The organism is Comamonas sp. A7-5 (assembly GCF_039581385.1).
Taxonomy (GTDB): domain Bacteria; phylum Pseudomonadota; class Gammaproteobacteria; order Burkholderiales; family Burkholderiaceae_C; genus Comamonas; species Comamonas thiooxydans.
This window is the reverse complement of sequence record NZ_JBCPWO010000006.1, coordinates 287,371-302,509: the sequence shown is the minus strand read 5'-3', so window position 1 is coordinate 302,509 and position 15,139 is coordinate 287,371. Positions and strand designations below refer to the sequence as shown.

At 60.8% G+C, this 15,139-nt stretch carries 18 protein-coding genes; 15 read left to right on the top strand and 3 right to left on the bottom strand.

Going from position 1 to position 15,139, the window contains the following annotated elements; all coding sequences use genetic code 11:
• A partial coding sequence (locus AAIL67_RS14005; protein WP_343484254.1) for an Rne/Rng family ribonuclease occupies positions 1–1,063 on the bottom strand: 1,063 nt, incomplete at its 3' end.
• A gap of 585 nt (positions 1,064–1,648) precedes the next feature.
• On the opposite strand from AAIL67_RS14005, the gene AAIL67_RS14000 reads away from it, so the two are divergent.
• From AAIL67_RS14000 to AAIL67_RS13985, 4 genes are read left to right on the top strand one after another with little or no spacing between them, the layout of a single operon-like run.
• Entirely contained in the window at positions 1,649–2,653 is a 1,005-nt protein-coding gene (locus AAIL67_RS14000) for an RluA family pseudouridine synthase (protein ID WP_318010650.1), read from the top strand.
• A gap of 8 nt (positions 2,654–2,661) precedes the next feature.
• Positions 2,662–3,345 (top strand): HAD-IA family hydrolase, encoded by a 684-nt coding sequence (locus tag AAIL67_RS13995; RefSeq protein ID WP_034378673.1) that lies wholly within the window; start codon positions 2,662–2,664, stop codon positions 3,343–3,345.
• An 8-nt stretch (positions 3,346–3,353) separates the two neighbouring features.
• Positions 3,354–3,719 carry a Rieske 2Fe-2S domain-containing protein gene (locus AAIL67_RS13990; protein WP_034353459.1) on the top strand — a complete coding sequence of 122 codons (366 nt, stop codon included), beginning with the start codon at positions 3,354–3,356 and terminating at the stop codon, positions 3,717–3,719.
• A 1-nt stretch (position 3,720) separates the two neighbouring features.
• Positions 3,721–4,767 carry a S49 family peptidase gene (locus AAIL67_RS13985; protein WP_034353335.1) on the top strand — a complete coding sequence of 349 codons (1,047 nt, stop codon included), beginning with the start codon at positions 3,721–3,723 and terminating at the stop codon, positions 4,765–4,767.
• Between the two features lie 100 nt (positions 4,768–4,867).
• On the opposite strand, the gene AAIL67_RS13980 is transcribed toward AAIL67_RS13985, so the two are convergent.
• Both AAIL67_RS13980 and AAIL67_RS13975 read right to left on the bottom strand, forming a co-directional pair.
• Complete coding sequence (locus AAIL67_RS13980; RefSeq protein ID WP_034378677.1) at positions 4,868–5,656, bottom strand: SAM-dependent methyltransferase; 789 nt, start codon at positions 5,654–5,656, stop codon at positions 4,868–4,870.
• A complete protein-coding gene (locus tag AAIL67_RS13975) occupies positions 5,653–6,261 on the bottom strand; it encodes a Maf family nucleotide pyrophosphatase (RefSeq protein ID WP_034378679.1) in 609 nt (202 codons plus the stop codon). The genes AAIL67_RS13980 and AAIL67_RS13975 overlap by 4 nt, the downstream gene beginning before the upstream one ends.
• A gap of 25 nt (positions 6,262–6,286) precedes the next feature.
• Here AAIL67_RS13975 and AAIL67_RS13970 point away from each other — a divergent pair, with 25 nt between their 5' ends.
• The 11 genes from AAIL67_RS13970 (at position 6,287) to AAIL67_RS13920 (ending at position 14,999) form a co-directional block, all read left to right on the top strand.
• Positions 6,287–6,841 carry a YceD family protein gene (locus AAIL67_RS13970; RefSeq protein ID WP_003064170.1) on the top strand — a complete coding sequence of 185 codons (555 nt, stop codon included), beginning with the start codon at positions 6,287–6,289 and terminating at the stop codon, positions 6,839–6,841.
• A gap of 241 nt (positions 6,842–7,082) precedes the next feature.
• The gene (gene rpmF, locus AAIL67_RS13965) at positions 7,083–7,265 is read left to right on the top strand and encodes a 50S ribosomal protein L32 (protein WP_003058062.1); all 183 of its coding nucleotides are present in this window, start codon (positions 7,083–7,085) and stop codon (positions 7,263–7,265) included.
• Positions 7,266–7,462: 197 nt separating this feature from the next.
• A complete protein-coding gene (gene plsX / locus AAIL67_RS13960; protein WP_034353347.1) occupies positions 7,463–8,503 on the top strand; it encodes a phosphate acyltransferase PlsX in 1,041 nt (346 codons plus the stop codon).
• 8 nt (positions 8,504–8,511) lie between these two features.
• Positions 8,512–9,492, top strand: a complete 981-nt coding sequence (locus AAIL67_RS13955) for a beta-ketoacyl-ACP synthase III (protein WP_343484253.1) — start codon at positions 8,512–8,514, stop codon at positions 9,490–9,492.
• A gap of 51 nt (positions 9,493–9,543) precedes the next feature.
• A complete protein-coding gene (fabD, locus tag AAIL67_RS13950; protein WP_343484252.1) occupies positions 9,544–10,488 on the top strand; it encodes an ACP S-malonyltransferase in 945 nt (314 codons plus the stop codon).
• A complete protein-coding gene (fabG, locus tag AAIL67_RS13945; protein WP_003058052.1) occupies positions 10,485–11,228 on the top strand; it encodes a 3-oxoacyl-ACP reductase FabG in 744 nt (247 codons plus the stop codon). The genes fabD and fabG overlap by 4 nt, the downstream gene beginning before the upstream one ends.
• Before the next feature lie 159 nt (positions 11,229–11,387).
• Positions 11,388–11,627, top strand: a complete 240-nt coding sequence (acpP, locus tag AAIL67_RS13940) for an acyl carrier protein (RefSeq protein ID WP_003058049.1) — start codon at positions 11,388–11,390, stop codon at positions 11,625–11,627.
• Between the two features lie 36 nt (positions 11,628–11,663).
• A complete protein-coding gene (gene fabF, locus AAIL67_RS13935; RefSeq protein WP_034353357.1) occupies positions 11,664–12,908 on the top strand; it encodes a beta-ketoacyl-ACP synthase II in 1,245 nt (414 codons plus the stop codon).
• 124 nt (positions 12,909–13,032) lie between these two features.
• Complete coding sequence (locus AAIL67_RS13930) at positions 13,033–13,515, top strand: hypothetical protein (protein ID WP_034408600.1); 483 nt, start codon at positions 13,033–13,035, stop codon at positions 13,513–13,515.
• 38 nt (positions 13,516–13,553) lie between these two features.
• Positions 13,554–14,183 (top strand): RNA polymerase sigma factor RpoE, encoded by a 630-nt coding sequence (rpoE, locus tag AAIL67_RS13925; protein WP_003064186.1) that lies wholly within the window; start codon positions 13,554–13,556, stop codon positions 14,181–14,183.
• Positions 14,184–14,210: 27 nt separating this feature from the next.
• The gene (locus AAIL67_RS13920; RefSeq protein WP_343484251.1) at positions 14,211–14,999 is read left to right on the top strand and encodes a sigma-E factor negative regulatory protein; all 789 of its coding nucleotides are present in this window, start codon (positions 14,211–14,213) and stop codon (positions 14,997–14,999) included.
• Positions 15,000–15,139 lie beyond the last annotated feature (140 nt).

The window sequence follows — 15,139 nt, the reverse complement described above, 5'->3', positions numbered from 1 at the left end:
TCTTCATGTTGGCCTCTTCCATGTCGATGAAGTCGATCACGATCAGGCCGCCCAGGTCGCGCAGGCGCATCTGGCGCGCCACTTCGTCGGCTGCCTCGAGGTTGGTGCGGGTCGCGGTTTCCTCGATATCGCCGCCCTTGATGGCGCGGGCCGAGTTCACGTCCACGGAGACCAGGGCTTCGGTGTGGTCGATCACGATGGCGCCGCCCGAGGGCAGGGTCACGGTGCGCGAATAGGCGGACTCGATCTGGTGCTCGATCTGGAAGCGCGAGAACAGGGGGGCGTCGTCGCGGTAGCGCTTGACGCGGGCAGCGTGCTCGGGCATCACATGTGCCATGAACTGCTGGGCCTGTTCGTAGATGTCATCGGTGTCGATCAGGATGTCGCCGATGTCATTGTTGAAATAGTCGCGGATGGCGCGGATCACCAGGCTGGATTCCTGATAGATCAGGAAGGCGCCCTTGGAGGCCTTGGCGGCGCCGTCGATGGCGCTCCACAGCTTGAGCAGGTAGTTCAGGTCCCACTGCAGCTCGGGGGCCGAACGGCCGATGCCGGCAGTGCGTGCAATGATGGACATGCCCTTGGGGTACTCGAGCTGGTCCATGGCCTCCTTGAGCTCGGCGCGGTCCTCGCCCTCGATGCGGCGCGAAACGCCACCGCCACGGGGGTTGTTGGGCATCAGCACGACATAGCGGCCGGCCAGCGAGATGAAGGTGGTCAGGGCTGCACCCTTGTTGCCGCGCTCTTCCTTCTCGACCTGGACGATCAGCTCCTGACCTTCGCGGATCACGTCGTTGATGCGGGCCTGGCTGGGCGAGACGCCTTCGGCAAAGTATTGCTTGGAGATTTCCTTGAAGGGCAGAAAGCCGTGGCGGTCTTCGCCGTAGTCCACAAAGCAGGCTTCTAGAGATGGCTCGACGCGGGTCACGACGGCCTTGTAGATATTGCCCTTGCGTTGTTCGCGACCTTCGATCTCGATCTCGTAGTCCAGCAGCTTCTGGCCGTCCACAATGGCCAGGCGGCGTTCTTCGGACTGCGTCGCGTTAATCAGCATCCGTTTCATGATGCGTTTCCTTTATTCGTTTTATGAGGCACGTTGGTCACAGACCAACGCACCTTTGACTGGTAATCAAAGACAGGCTCAACAGGAGCCGTGATGCCAGACGAACGAGTTGAAACGGATGAGGAATCTGGGGCGGTACAGGACGGCGCTACTGGCCTGATCTCAAGTCAGTAGCGGAGGTACAGGCCGGGGGACGAGCGGGAGAGGACGCGCATGCAGACGGGGTACAAAAGAAGCCGACGCGCGTGCTAGGGAGGTGGGTGGTTTCTTCGAGACATGACTCGTCCCGGGGGCCGGCCGTGCCTTGCCCCAGAGGTTGATCAGCAATGTCCAAAAGATCCACATGCTCGTTGAGAGAACCGACAGTTGCAGGCTGCTTTTGCCTGGACAACTGCACGGTATGAGATTCCGTATCAGTGTTTCAATTCGTCAGCCTTTGCCAGGCTCTCACAGGCTGCTGCAGCTCATCTTGACTGCAATTTGCGTGTGCAAAACTGGCGGGCATCGACCTGCCTGTGCGGTGGGAAATGATTGTTTGGACTAAACTCCATGCGAATCAATCACTTACAACTAAGCTCGGCACAGGTGAAACACATTATAGAGGGCAAACCGGCACAGGACCGGTCCCAGAATACGGCCGCGGCCTCGGTACGGCTGATCGAGGTCGATGAAGACTCCGCCGGACAGCGACTCGACAACTTTCTCATGCGCCACCTCAAGGGGGTGCCCAAGACCCATGTCTACCGCATCATCCGCAGTGGTGAGGTGCGCATCAACAAGGGGCGCGTGAGTGCCGAGACCCGGGTTCAGCCCGGCGACGTGGTGCGCCTTCCCCCGGTCCGGATTTCCGACAAAGTGGCTGAAAAAGCGGAACGCCCGGCACCGGCTAAGGACTTTCCCGCCCTGTTGGATGACGAACACATGCTTGCTCTGTCCAAGCCTGCCGGCGTGGCCGTGCATGGAGGCTCGGGCGTGAGCTTTGGCGTCATCGAGCAACTGCGCCAGGCGCGTCCCGATGCCAAGTTCCTCGAACTGGTGCACCGGCTGGATCGCGAAACCTCGGGCATTTTGCTGGTGGCCAAAAAGCGTTCCGCACTCATCAATCTGCAGGACCAGTTTCGCGAGCGCGAGACCGGCAAGACCTATCTGGCACTGGTGCAAGGTGCCTGGCCGGCCAACAAGAAGGTCATCGATCTGCCGCTGCACAAGTATCTACAGGCGGACGGCGAGCGCCGCGTGCGCGTGACCACGGCCGATGACCCGGATGGAATGCGTTCCATCACCCTGGTCAAGGTCAGAAAGCTGATCGAGCCGCGTCCCCTGCAGGGGCTGCCTGCGATGAGTCTGCTGGAGGTGACCATCAAGACAGGTCGCACCCACCAGATCCGCGTGCATCTGTCCTCGCAGGGGCATCCCATCGTGGGCGACGACAAATATGGTGATTTTGATCTCAACCGTCGTGTGCAAAAGCAGGGGCTCAAACGCATGTTTCTGCACGCCTGGCGGCTACAGTTCAATCATCCCGCCAGCGGCGAGCGTGTCGAGCTGCGAGCCGAGCTGCCGCCTGAGCTGGCGGACTTTGTGAACTGATTAGGCTCATGACTACTGAAAACCATAGCGCCCGGCGACCACGCCGCTTCGATCTGATTGCATTCGACTGGGATGGCACGGTGGCGGACTCCACCGCCATCATCAGTCGCAGCATCCAGGAGGCGGTGCGTGATGTGGGCGGCACCGTGCCCAGCGACGAGCAGGCTGCCTATGTGATCGGTATGGCGTTGATGCCGGCCCTGGCCCGCGCGGCACCCGATGTGCCGCCCGAAAAATATCCTGAGCTGGCCAATCGCTATCGCTTTCACTTCTTCAAGCATCAGGACGATATCTGTGTGTTTGACGGCATACTGCCGCTGCTTGCCGAGCTGCGCGAGCGCGGCCACTGGCTGAGCGTGGCCACGGGCAAGAGCCGCATGGGGCTCAACCATGCGCTGCAGGACCCGCAGCTCAAGGGATTGTTCGACGGTTCGCGCACGGCCGACGAGACTGCTGGCAAGCCCAGTCCGCTGATGCTGCACGAGCTGATGGCCGAATTCGGTGTGGAACCCGAGCGAACGCTGATGATTGGCGACACCACGCACGATTTGCAGATGGCGCAGAACGCCGGCTGTGCCTGTGTGGGGGTTTCCTATGGCGCCCATGCACCCGACGGCTTCGCCCAGTTCAATCCGCTGTTCGTGGCCGACTCCGCGGCACAGTTGCGGGCCTGGCTGCTGGCCAACGCGTGAAGCCAGATATGACAGATGCCGTGGAGCTGTGCGCCAGTGCGGATCTGGTCGACGGCGGTCGGGCGGTGAGCTTTGATGTGCTGTATGCCGGTCAGAGCAGCCGCGCGTTTGCCATCCGCTACCAGGGGCAGGTTCATGCCTATCTGAATCGCTGCAGCCATATCCCCATGGAAATGGACTACCAGGAAGGTCAGTTTTTTGACGATTCCGGTCGCTGGCTGTTGTGTTCTACCCACGGAGCTGCCTACGAACCTGACAGCGGCGCCTGTGCAGGCGGTCCTTGCCGCGGTGGGTTGGTAAAAATCGCCTTGAGCGAAAGCGGCGGCTTGGTGCGCTGGCATACTGGGCCACACCTGAAACCTCTGAAGTTTTGAGATGAGTACTCCTGACAACCATGATTCCCAGTCGCATGTGACGCCGGGCGCGGACCTCTGGTCCAAGGCATCTGCTGCGTCCGCTGAGGCGCCCGCCGCTGCGGCCAAGGCCTCCGGGAACGGGGGCTGGGAGCGCGATGTGCTGGAAAAGCTGGTGTTCGCCTCCATCAAAGAACAGCGAGCAGCACGACGTTGGCGCTTTTTCAGCCGTCTGCTGTGGTCCGTGGTGGTGCTGCTGGTGCTGTGGGCGGTGTTCTTCAAGGATACGGCCACCAAGACCAGCACCTCGCCCCATACCGCGGTGGTGGAGATCAAGGGCGAGATTGCCTCGGGAGCGGACGCCAGTGCCGAGTTCGTGGTGGCGGCCATGCGCAGCGCCTTTGAAGATTCGGGCTCGCGCGCCGTGGTGCTGCTGATCAACTCGCCTGGAGGCAGCCCCGTGCAGGCAGGCATCATCAACGACGAGATGACGCGTCTCAAGGCCAAGTACAACAAGCCTCTGTATGCAGTGGTCGAGGAGTCCTGCGCCTCGGCGGCCTACTACATCGCGGCGGCGGCCGACGAAATCTTCGTCGACAAGGCCAGCATCGTGGGCAGCATCGGCGTGCTCATGGACGGCTTCGGCTTCACCGGTGTGATGGACAAGGTGGGCGTGGAGCGCCGCCTGCTGACGGCTGGCGAGAACAAGGGCTTTCTCGATCCGTTCAGCCCCATGTCGGCGCAGCAAAAGGAATTTGCGCTGCAGATGCTGGAGCAGATTCACCAGCAGTTCATCGGCGTGGTCAAGGCCGGCCGTGGCGACCGTCTGCATGAAACCCCCGAGATGTTCAGCGGACTGTTCTGGACCGGCCAGCAAGCCGTGGAGCTGGGTCTTGCCGACAAGCTGGGCAGCCTCGATTATGTAGCGCGTGAGGTGGTCAAGGCCGAGGAAGTCATCGACTACACCCGCCGTGATAATGTGGCCGAGCGCCTGGCCAAGCGCTTTGGCGCCGCCATCGGCGAGGGCTCGGTCAAAGCCATGCGCGGCCTGGTGCCAAGCATTCGCTGATCAAGCATCAGAAGGCTGCTGGACCTTTCTGGATAGGCGCTGGTTGCTATCAAAAAAAAGCCTGCGGTATTGGCCGCAGGCTTTTTTTGTTTCTTGGCGCTCAACGGCCTATGGCAAACACCACCGGCGTACGGTTGTCGGGAGGCGCGTTGCGCTGGCGCCATTCGCGCACCAGATGGCTTTCAATGCGTGCCGTCTCCAGCGTCAATCCGCTGGCCAGGGCCAGCCTGGTATTCGGTTGCAAGGTTTGCAGCAATGCCTGCCAGAGGGAGGCATTGCGGTAAGGCGTCTCGATGAACTGCTGGGTCTGGCCGTGACGCAGGGCCAGGCTCTCCAGCTCCTTGATGCGGGCCGTGCGCTCGGAGCCATCCTGAGGCACATAGCCGACAAAGGCGAAATTCTGGCCGTTGAGGCCGCTGGCTGCCAGGCCCAGCAGCAGCGACACCGGTCCCGTCAGCGGCACGACGCGAATGCCCAGGTCATGGGCGGCACGCACGATGGAGCTGCCGGGGTCTGCCACGGCGGGCATGCCCGCCTCGCTGATCAAACCCATGTCCTGCCCGGCCAGGGCCGCTGCCAGCAGGGGCTTGGGGTCGAAGACGGCCGCGCCCTTGTTGCCATGGTCGCCTTTTTTATGGGCTTCGCGCGGCAACTCGACAATGTTCTGGGCCTGCAACGGAGCGGCCAGCGGAAACAAGGCATCGATGCGCTTGAGATAGGCGCGGGCCGTCTTGGCGTTTTCGCTGATCCAGTGGGTCAGGGAGGCGGCGCGGCGTAGCGTGCCCTCGGGCAGCACCTCGGTCAATGCGGTCTGGCTTTCGCAGCCGAAATCGAGCGGAGCAGGTACAAGATAAAGGGTGCCCGCTTTGCTTTTCGATGTTTCGCTCATGGCAGAACCACTCCTGCGGCACGCAGCAACTGGCAGGTGCGGATCAGCGGCAGGCCTATCAGTGCCGTGGGGTCGTCGCTGACGATGGCATCCAGCAGGGCGATGCCCAGGCCTTCGCTCTTGGCCGAGCCTGCGCAGTCATAGGGCTGCTCGGCGCGCAGATAGCGCTCGATCTCAAGGTCGTTCAGTTCGCGAAAGCGCACTTGCACCGTGATCACGCTGGATTCCGTGAAGCCGGTTTCGGCACAGCTCACGCAGACGCCGGTGTGGAAATTCATCTGGCGGCCGCTCATCTGGCGCAGCTGTTCGGTGGCGCGCTCGTGGGTGCCGGGCTTGGACAGGGGCTGGCCATCGAGCTCGGGCACCTGGTCGGAGCCGATCACAATGGCGTCGGGGTGCAACTGGGCCACGGCCTGTGCCTTGGCTATGGCCAGACGCAGACTCAGATCGTGGGGCGTTTCGTCGCTGAGCGGGGTTTCATCCACTTCGGGAGACACCGTCTCGAACGGCAGTTGCAGGCGGCTGAGCAGCTCACGGCGGTAGCGCGAGGTGGAGCCAAGAATCAATGGACGCTCAAGTCGTCCGGCAATCAATAAGTCGGGCATTGCGGGATTCTCTTACACTGGCTGCATGAGCAAGGATTTTTCTGCGACCCGGCTGGACGTGCGTGCTTTCGCGCAGGCTGAAGGTCATTTGCATGGTCAGGCACCATTGTCGGACTTCAAGCGTCTGGCGGCCGATGCGCTGGCGATTACCGGCGAGCAGCCTCTGGTGCGCTGGGAAGCCGAAGGCGAGCTGGTGGAGCAAAAAGGCGGTAGCGGCCATGTGTGGCTGCATCTGAGTGCCGAGGTGGCTTTGCCGCTGACCTGTCAGCGCTGCCTGACTGAGGCCGATATTCCCCTTTACGTGGATCGGTCATTTCGCTTCGTTCCGGACGAAGCGACGGCAGAACTGGAAGATGACGACAGCGATGAGGATGTGCTGGCATTGAGCAGCGAGTTCAATCTGCTGGAGTTGATCGAGGACGAGTTGCTGATGGAAGTGCCTGTAGTGCCTCGCCATGAGGTCTGCCCGGTCCCCGTCAAGCTGGAGGTCAGCGATGACGCCTTCGAGCAGGCCAATGAGCAAAAGGAAAACCCTTTTGCCGTGCTGCAATCTCTCAATGTAGGCAAGTCTGCCGACTGATCCATCCCATAGCACGGTGGGGATTTGATTTTGCCTGGGCCGCGAAAAGCGTTTGCGCTATAATCGTGAGCTTCGCGCGAAACCCCCTCGTGTCTTTAATGGGCTGATCGCGTTTTTTTAGGACTTGCACGGACAAGGGCGCACTCTCACTCTCGGTGGGTGCGTCGAAAGGCAGAGTTTTTTGCCCGGTCTTGCTGTGTAAGTCGTGTTACCAACCCTTTCAAGATACACAGGAGCCATCATGGCTGTTCAGCAAAACAAGAAGTCTCCCTCCAAGCGCGGCATGCACCGTTCGCACAACGCACTGAATGTGCCTGGCATCGCTGTCGAAGCCACTACCGGCGAGACACACCTGCGCCACCACATCAGCCCCAACGGCGTGTACCGTGGCCGTCAAGTGCTGAAGAACAAGTCCGAAGCCTAAGCGACGACTGCATTTGCAAAGCCTGTTGCTACATTTTTTGTAGCAACAGGCTTTTGTTTTTATGGGAGATATTTGCAAAGCCTGTCATGACGGGCATGGCTGCAAAATCTCAATGCTGGTTTTGCAAATAGCTTCTGTTGTGGTCCTCGGATCCTTCAATTCATCATCCCAAGCCTAATTGGATTTGTCAGTCGCCCATGATTAATTTGGCTGTTGACTGCATGGGGGGCGATCATGGCCCCCGCGTCACGCTGGCCGCGTGCCGTCAGTTTCTGAATTCACACCCCGATGCGCATCTGCTGCTGGTCGGCAAGGCCGAGGAGTTGGCCGGCTTCAAGCATGAGCGCGTGACCATTGTTCCCGCCACGGAGGTGGTGAGCATGGATGATCCCGTGGAAATAGCTCTGCGCAAGAAAAAGGACTCGTCCATGCGCGTGGCCGTGCAGCAGGTCAAGAATGGTGCGGCTCAGGCGGCTGTGTCCGCCGGCAATACCGGGGCGCTGATGGCGATCTCGCGCTATCTGCTCAAGACTCTGGATGGCATTGACCGTCCTGCCATTGCCTTTGGTTTGCCCAACGCCAAGGGCAGTGACACCACCATGCTGGACCTGGGGGCCAATGTGGACTGCACGGCAGAGCATCTGCTGCAGTTTGCGGTCATGGGCTCGGCCCTGGTGTCAGCACTCAAGAACACCGAGGCGCCCAGCGTCGGTCTGCTCAATATCGGCGAAGAGCTGATCAAGGGCAGTGAAGTCATCAAGCGCGCCGGCGAGTTGCTGCGCGCTGCAGGCGATGCGGGCAATCTCAACTTCTACGGAAATGTGGAAGGCAACGACACCTTCAAGGGTGTGGTGGACATTGTCGTGTGCGATGGTTTCGTTGGTAACGTTGCACTCAAGACCACCGAGGGGGTTGCCTCGATGATTTCGGGAATTCTCAAGGAAGAGTTCAAGCGCAACATCTTCACCAAGATGGCTGCCATCATTGCTTATCCGGTGCTATCTGCGCTTATGAAGCGTGTTGATCACCGTCGTTACAACGGCGCTGCATTGCTGGGTCTGCGAGGGCTGGTCTTCAAAAGCCATGGCTCGGCTGATGCAATGGCATTCGAGCATGCTTTGAACCGCGCGTATGATGCGGCACGCAACAACCTGCTTGACCGTGTCCGCAGCCGTATTGCTGCTGCCGCACCTTTGCTGCTGGCAGCGCAGACGGAATCTGGAACTTCGGCGCCCTGATAGAAGACATGAGACGCTACGCACGCATCATTGGCACCGGCAGTTACCTGCCGCCCCGCCGCCTGACCAATAACGACCTCGCAGCCGAGTTGGCTCAGCGCGGCCTGGAAACCTCGGACGAGTGGATCGTCGAGCGCACGGGCATTCGTGCCCGCCACTTCGCCGAGCCCGATGTGACCAGCAGCGACCTGGCTCTTGAGGCCAGCCGCAAGGCCATCGAGGCCGCAGGCATCGAGGCTTCGGACATTGATCTGATCATTGTCGCCACGTCCACTCCGGACATGGTGTTTCCCTCGACGGCCGCCATCCTGCAGCACAAGCTGGGCATCAGCAATGGCTGCCCGGCCTTCGATGTGCAGGCCGTGTGCAGCGGTTTCGTCTATGCCCTGACGGTGGCCGATTCCATGATCCAGACCGGCGCTGCCAAGCGCGTGCTGGTGGTGGGCTCCGAAGTCTTCAGCCGTATCCTGGATTTCAACGACCGCACGACCTGCGTGCTGTTCGGTGATGGCGCAGGCGCCGTGGTGCTGGAGGCTTCCGACGAGCCTGGCATTCTGGCTACCGAGCTGCATGCCGATGGCAGCCATGTGGGCATTCTCTGCGTGCCGGGCAATGTCTCCGGCGGCAATGTGCTGGGCGACCCCTTGCTCAAGATGGACGGTCAGGCTGTCTTCAAGCTGGCGGTGAGCGTGCTGGACAAGGCGGCTCGCTCCGCGCTGGATAAAGCGGGTCTGACGGATGCCGACATCGATTGGCTGATCCCGCACCAGGCCAATATCCGCATCATGCAAAGCACGGCGCGCAAGCTCAAGCTGTCCATGGATAAGGTGGTGGTGACCGTCGATCAGCATGGCAACACCTCGGCGGCTTCGATTCCTCTGGCACTCGATCGCGGCGTGCGCAGCGGACAGGTCAAAAAAGGCCAGACCGTGCTGCTCGAAGGGGTAGGCGGTGGCTTCACCTGGGGTGCGGTGCTCCTTAAGATGTAGCTGTAGACGCAATATAAATAAGCGTTTCAGGCAATTTTTATACTAAGAAATATGAAGAAATTCGCATTTGTATTTCCTGGCCAGGGTTCGCAGTCCGTGGGCATGCTGGATGGCTGGGGGGATCATCCCGTCGTGGCTCAGACCGTGGCCGAAGCCTCCGAGGCTCTGGGCGAGGATGTGGGTCTGCTGATCAAGCAAGGCCCCAAGGAAGCTCTGGCGCTGACCACCAATACCCAGCCCGTGATGCTGGTTGCCGGTGTTGCGGCCTGGCGTGTCTGGCAGGCAGAAGGCGGTGCACTGCCAGATGCTGTAGCTGGTCACTCCCTGGGTGAATACTCGGCGCTGGTCGCTTCCGGCGTGCTGACGCTGGCTCAGGCAGCTCCGCTGGTGCGTCTGCGTGCCGCAGCCATGCAGGATGCCGTGCCCGTTGGCACGGGTGGCATGGCGGCCGTGCTGGCCCTGGATGCGGAAAAGGTCAAGGCGGTCTGCGCCGAAGTGACGGCCCAGCTGGGCGGTGTTGAAGTGGTGGAAGCCGTGAACTTCAACGATCCCGGTCAGACCGTGATCGCCGGCAGCAAGTTGGCCGTGGAGAAGGCCTGTGAAGCGGTCAAGGCGGCCGGTGCCAAGCGCGCCCTGCCTCTGCCGGTCTCCGCACCTTTCCACTCCAGCCTGATGAAGCCTGCTGCAGAAAAGCTCAAGGCCGCGCTGGCCGAGCTGACGCTGGCTACTCCTCTGATTCCCGTCATCAACAATATCGACGTCACCGTCCAGACGGACGCTGATGCGATTCGCGATGCCCTGTATCGTCAGGCCTTTGGTCCGGTGCGCTGGGTGGAGTGCGTGCAGGCCATCAAGGCTCGCGGCGTGACCCATATCGTGGAATGTGGACCCGGCAAGGTGCTGGCCGGCATGGTCAAGCGTATTGACGCCGACCTGACGGGTGTTCCCCTGTTTGATACAGCCACCCTGGCTGACGTGAAAGAATTGCTCGCATGACTGATAACCAGACCAAGCCCCAGGTTGCCCTGGTCACCGGTGCCACCCGTGGCATTGGTGCCGCCATCGCGCAGGAGCTGGCCTCCAAGGGCTATCAAGTGATTGGCACGGCTACATCGGATGCTGGTGCTGAAAAGATCAGCCAGGCTCTGTCCGCCTTCGGTGGCCGCGGTGTCACGCTGAACGTGACCGACGGCGCTGCCGTGGATGCCCTGATCGACTCCATCGTCAAGAATGACGGCGGCCTCCATGTGCTGGTCAACAACGCAGGTATTACCCGCGATACCCTGGCGATGCGCATGAAGGATGACGATTGGGATGCCGTCACCGACACCAATCTGAAGGCTGTTTTCCGAGTCAGCCGTGCGGCTATTCGTCCCATGATGAAGCAGCGTTTCGGCCGCATTATCAGCATCACCAGCGTGGTCGGTGCCTCGGGCAATGCCGGTCAGGCCAACTACGCTGCAGCCAAGGCCGGCGTGGCTGGCATGACCCGTGCTCTGGCCAAGGAGTTGGGCAGCCGCGGCATCACCGTGAACTGCGTGGCCCCAGGCTTCATCGCCACGGACATGACGGCAGATCTGCCAGAGGCGCAAAAGGCTGCGCTCAAGGCACAGATCGCCATGGGTGATCTGGGTCAGCCCAGCGACATCGCGCATGCCGTGGCCTATCTGGCTTCTGCCGGTGCTGGCTATGTGACGGGACAAGAATTGCACGTCAACGGCGGCATGTACATGTAAGAAATTTCGGCAGTTTGCGCGGTGTTTGCCGCACTTGCTGCCAGAAGCTGAACACTTTTGCAAGTTCAGTGGCCGTTTCCTCGCGACGGCCAGCCGCCAAGGGGCTTCTCCCGAAACGGCTAGAATCGCGGGTTCATTCACAACCCCCTGAGGGAAACCATGAGCGATATCGAAGCACGTGTCAAAAAAATCATTGCCGAACAACTCGGCGTTGAAGAGTCCCAAGTGACCAACGAAAAGGCCTTCGTGGCTGACCTGGGCGCTGACTCCCTGGACACAGTGGAACTGGTGATGGCCCTGGAAGATGAATTCGGCATCGAGATCCCTGACGAAGACGCAGAGAAGATCACGACGGTGCAAAACGCCATCGACTACGCCAATACCCACCAAAAGGCCTAAGGTCTTTTTTCAGCGATCAGTTAAAGGTTTGAACGCATGAGCCGTCGTCGCGTTGTCGTGACCGGTCTGGGCTGCATCTCCCCCGTGGGTAACACGGTGGGCGAAGCCTGGGCCAATCTTTTGGCCGGCCAGTCCGGTATTGACCTCATCACCAAGTTCGATGCGTCGAACTTCTCCTGCAAGATTGCAGGTGAGGTCAAGGGATTTGAGGTGGAGAAGTACATGAGCGCCAAGGATGCGCGCTCCATGGATAGCTTCATTCATTACGGCATTGCGGCTGCGGAGCAAGCCATTCGAGACGCAGGCCTGCCCACAGGCGAAGCCCTGTCCGAAGACCTGGCCACGCGCATTGCCTGCGTGATCGGCTCGGGCATCGGCGGCCTGCCGCTGATCGAGAACACCCACGCAGAACTGGCTGCCCGCGGTCCGCGCCGCATCACGCCGTTCTTCGTGCCTGCTTCCATCATCAATATGGTGGCGGGGCATGTGTCCATGCGCTTCGGCTTCAAGGGGCCGAATCTGTCGATAGTGACAGCCTGCACCACAGGCCTGCACTGCATCGGCGAAGCAGGACGCATGATCGAATACGGCGATGCAGACATCGTCGTGGCCGGTGGCACGGAAGCCACTGTTTCGCCTCTGGGTGTCGGCGGCTTTGCTGCCATGCGTGCGCTGTCCACGCGCAACGACGACCCCAAGGCTGCCTCGCGCCCCTGGGACAAGGACCGTGACGGCTTTGTCCTCGGCGAAGGTGCCGGTGTGCTGGTGCTCGAAGAGTACGAACACGCCAAGGCCCGTGGCGCCAAGATTTACGCGGAGCTGGCAGGCTTTGGCATGAGTGCCGATGCCGGTCACATGACGGCTCCCAACATGGACGGCCCGCGCCGCGCCATGCTCAATGCTCTGCGCAACGCCGGTGTGAACCAGGATCAGGTCAACTACCTGAATGCGCACGGCACCTCGACCCCGCTGGGCGATATCAATGAGTCCAACGCCATCAAGGCGGCCATGGGCGAGCATGCCAGCAAGCTGGTGGTCAGCTCGACCAAGTCCATGACCGGCCACCTGCTGGGCGGCGCTGGCGGCATCGAGAGCGTGTTCACCGTGCTGGCATTGCACGACCAGAAGATTCCTCCGACCATCAATCTGGTGAATCAGGATCCCGAGTGCGATCTGGACTATTGCGCCAACACGGCGCGTGACGCCAAGCTGGAAGTTGCAGTGAAGAACAACTTCGGTTTCGGTGGCACCAACGGTACCTTGGTCTTCAAGCGCGTCTAAGTCGCTTCGAGCAGCTTCTGCACAAGCCCGCACTGGCCCAGGCCTTGCGGGCTTTGTTCTATGTGCGGCTTGATCGTGCTTTCCCTAGCTTTGCGGCAGCTGGTTTTTCGCACATGGTCGGCCCATGAGTGCCCGCTACCATGCTCCAGCCGTTGCCTATATCTTCGTCCGGCCTGGCTGGGCCGGAGGACTGCTGCTGCTGACCGGGATGGTCTTGCTGATGGCTCTGCTGGCATGGTGCCTGCAAGTCCAGTCGGGCTGGTTGCAGGTGCTGTTGGCTTTACCGGCCTCGATCCTGGCAGCCGTGCTGCTTTGCGAACAGTGGCGCAACTGGCCGCAAGGACATCTGCTCTGGAATGGAGAGTATTGGTTGCTGGAGGCCGAAAACCTGTCAACCGCTCGGTCACTTCCTGTGCGGCTGGCGGTGGGACTTGATGGTGGCAGCTGGCTTTGGATCAGCGTTTCGGATGTTTGGGTGTTCAGGACCAAGGGCGGCAGGCGCAAGCTGCTATGGATTTTCCTGTCTCAACGACACAGCCCCGAGCAGTGGGGAGACTTGCGGCGTGCGGTATATTCCTCCATCGTGCCGCTGGCAGAGCAGGGCTAGGCCCTCGCCGGTTATGGCAGCACGCCGCTTGGCCTTTCATGACACCTCCCGATTTTCCCACTCCCTCTGCCGACAGCGATCTGGCTCTGGTCGAACGAGCCAATGCTGGCGACACACGGGCTTTTGAGTTGCTGGTCATCAAATACCAGCGTCGCATCGAACGTCTGGTGGGTCGCATGGTGCGCGATGTCGATCTGGTGCCTGACATCACGCAGGAAACCTTCATTCGCGCCTACAAGGCCTTGCACCAGTTCCGCGGCGAGGCACAGTTCTACACCTGGCTGTACCGCATTGCCGTCAATACGGCCAAGAAGGCCTTGATGGAAATGCATCGCTCGCCGGTGATGACCGAGAGCGCGTTACACACTGGGGACGATGAGGATGAAACTTCTGTTCACAGACAGGAACTAACGACTCAGGAAACCCCGGAAACAGTGTTGGCGGCGCGTGAAATTGCCGAAGCCGTCAATGCCGCCATGGAGGCTTTGCCCGAGGATTTGCGCCAGGCGGTCACGCTGCGCGAAATCGAGGGGCTCAGCTATGAGGAAATCGCGCAGGCGATGGACTGTCCCATAGGCACGGTGCGCTCGCGCATCTTTCGGGCACGCGAGGCGATTTCGGCCAGGGTCAAGCCCTTGCTGGAGCGCCAGGGTGGAAAGCGTTGGTAGTACAGGCAAGACGAGCAGGTGAACTTCATGAATGACGATCTGATCAAGCAGGAACAGTTGTCGGCACTGGTGGATGGCGAGGCTTCCTCGGTCCAGATGCAGGCTGTGCTCTCCTATGCGGAAAGCGACGAAGGCCAGCAGTCCTGGGCCATGTACCACCTGATTGGCGATGTGCTGCGTTCTCCCGAGTTGGCTCATCACAGTCAGCACGATATTTTGAGCGGCGTGCGTGCCCATATGGAGCGCGAGCCGATCCGCGGCATTCATCTGCCCGGTGTGACCGCAGATGCGGCCAGCTCATTGAGCTTGGGCGGTCTGGAGCAGATCACAGCTGCCGAGGAGCGGGGCCAGGCGCTGAGCAACGGCGCAACCGTGGTCAGCCTGCCTGCACGTCAGGCGGCCAATGCATCGGTCTTTCGCTGGAAAATGGCTGCCGGCTTTGCCTCGGTTGCTGCCGTGGCCGCCGTTGGCTGGGGGGTCATGATCGCGGGCTCGGGGGGGCTGTACGGTCGCCAGGGTGGGGCGCAGCTCGCTGCTCTCAGCCCGAATGTCGTAGTGGCCGCTGCGCCTGCCACATCATTGGGCTTGAGCCAGCCCGTTTCGGGTGGTGAAGAGACTGCCATGCCTCTGGGCTCGGAAGCCCAGTCCTCCACCGTGGTGGCAGTTGCTGGTCCCAACGGCCAGACCGTGATGCTCCGTGATCCGCGTCTGGACGAGTTGCTGGCTTCTCACCCCCAGCAAAGCAGCGTGCCCAATCTGCAGATGCCTGCCAGCTTTTTGCGCAATGCAAGCTTTGCCACGGCTACCCGTCATTGATGCTTCTCCGCACAGCAGTCTTAGGCCTGAAATGCAGGGTTTTCAGGCCTAAGCTTTTATGCAGATTGCGTACTCAGCTATTGATTTAGGATCAGTTAGGTGCAGATACTGTTTGATCTGCGCCCGATTTCAGGGACTGG

What these genes read in the sequence shown, in the direction of transcription:
- AAIL67_RS13970 (WP_003064170.1), top strand. Translation starts at nt 6,287, where the DNA reads ATGAGCAAGGATTTTTCTGCGACCCGGCTGGACGTGCGTGCTTTCGCG.
- rpoE (WP_003064186.1), top strand. Translation starts at nt 13,554, where the DNA reads ATGACACCTCCCGATTTTCCCACTCCCTCTGCCGACAGCGATCTGGCT.
- fabG (WP_003058052.1), top strand. Translation starts at nt 10,485, where the DNA reads ATGACTGATAACCAGACCAAGCCCCAGGTTGCCCTGGTCACCGGTGCC.
- AAIL67_RS13980 (WP_034378677.1), bottom strand. Translation starts at nt 5,656, where the DNA reads ATGAGCGAAACATCGAAAAGCAAAGCGGGCACCCTTTATCTTGTACCT.
- AAIL67_RS13990 (WP_034353459.1), top strand. Translation starts at nt 3,354, where the DNA reads ATGACAGATGCCGTGGAGCTGTGCGCCAGTGCGGATCTGGTCGACGGC.
- AAIL67_RS13995 (WP_034378673.1), top strand. Translation starts at nt 2,662, where the DNA reads ATGACTACTGAAAACCATAGCGCCCGGCGACCACGCCGCTTCGATCTG.
- AAIL67_RS13975 (WP_034378679.1), bottom strand. Translation starts at nt 6,261, where the DNA reads ATGCCCGACTTATTGATTGCCGGACGACTTGAGCGTCCATTGATTCTT.
- acpP (WP_003058049.1), top strand. Translation starts at nt 11,388, where the DNA reads ATGAGCGATATCGAAGCACGTGTCAAAAAAATCATTGCCGAACAACTC.
- AAIL67_RS13930 (WP_034408600.1), top strand. Translation starts at nt 13,033, where the DNA reads ATGAGTGCCCGCTACCATGCTCCAGCCGTTGCCTATATCTTCGTCCGG.
- AAIL67_RS13920 (WP_343484251.1), top strand. Translation starts at nt 14,211, where the DNA reads ATGAATGACGATCTGATCAAGCAGGAACAGTTGTCGGCACTGGTGGAT.
- fabD (WP_343484252.1), top strand. Translation starts at nt 9,544, where the DNA reads ATGAAGAAATTCGCATTTGTATTTCCTGGCCAGGGTTCGCAGTCCGTG.
- rpmF (WP_003058062.1), top strand. Translation starts at nt 7,083, where the DNA reads ATGGCTGTTCAGCAAAACAAGAAGTCTCCCTCCAAGCGCGGCATGCAC.
- plsX (WP_034353347.1), top strand. Translation starts at nt 7,463, where the DNA reads ATGATTAATTTGGCTGTTGACTGCATGGGGGGCGATCATGGCCCCCGC.
- fabF (WP_034353357.1), top strand. Translation starts at nt 11,664, where the DNA reads ATGAGCCGTCGTCGCGTTGTCGTGACCGGTCTGGGCTGCATCTCCCCC.
- AAIL67_RS13985 (WP_034353335.1), top strand. Translation starts at nt 3,721, where the DNA reads ATGAGTACTCCTGACAACCATGATTCCCAGTCGCATGTGACGCCGGGC.
- AAIL67_RS13955 (WP_343484253.1), top strand. Translation starts at nt 8,512, where the DNA reads ATGAGACGCTACGCACGCATCATTGGCACCGGCAGTTACCTGCCGCCC.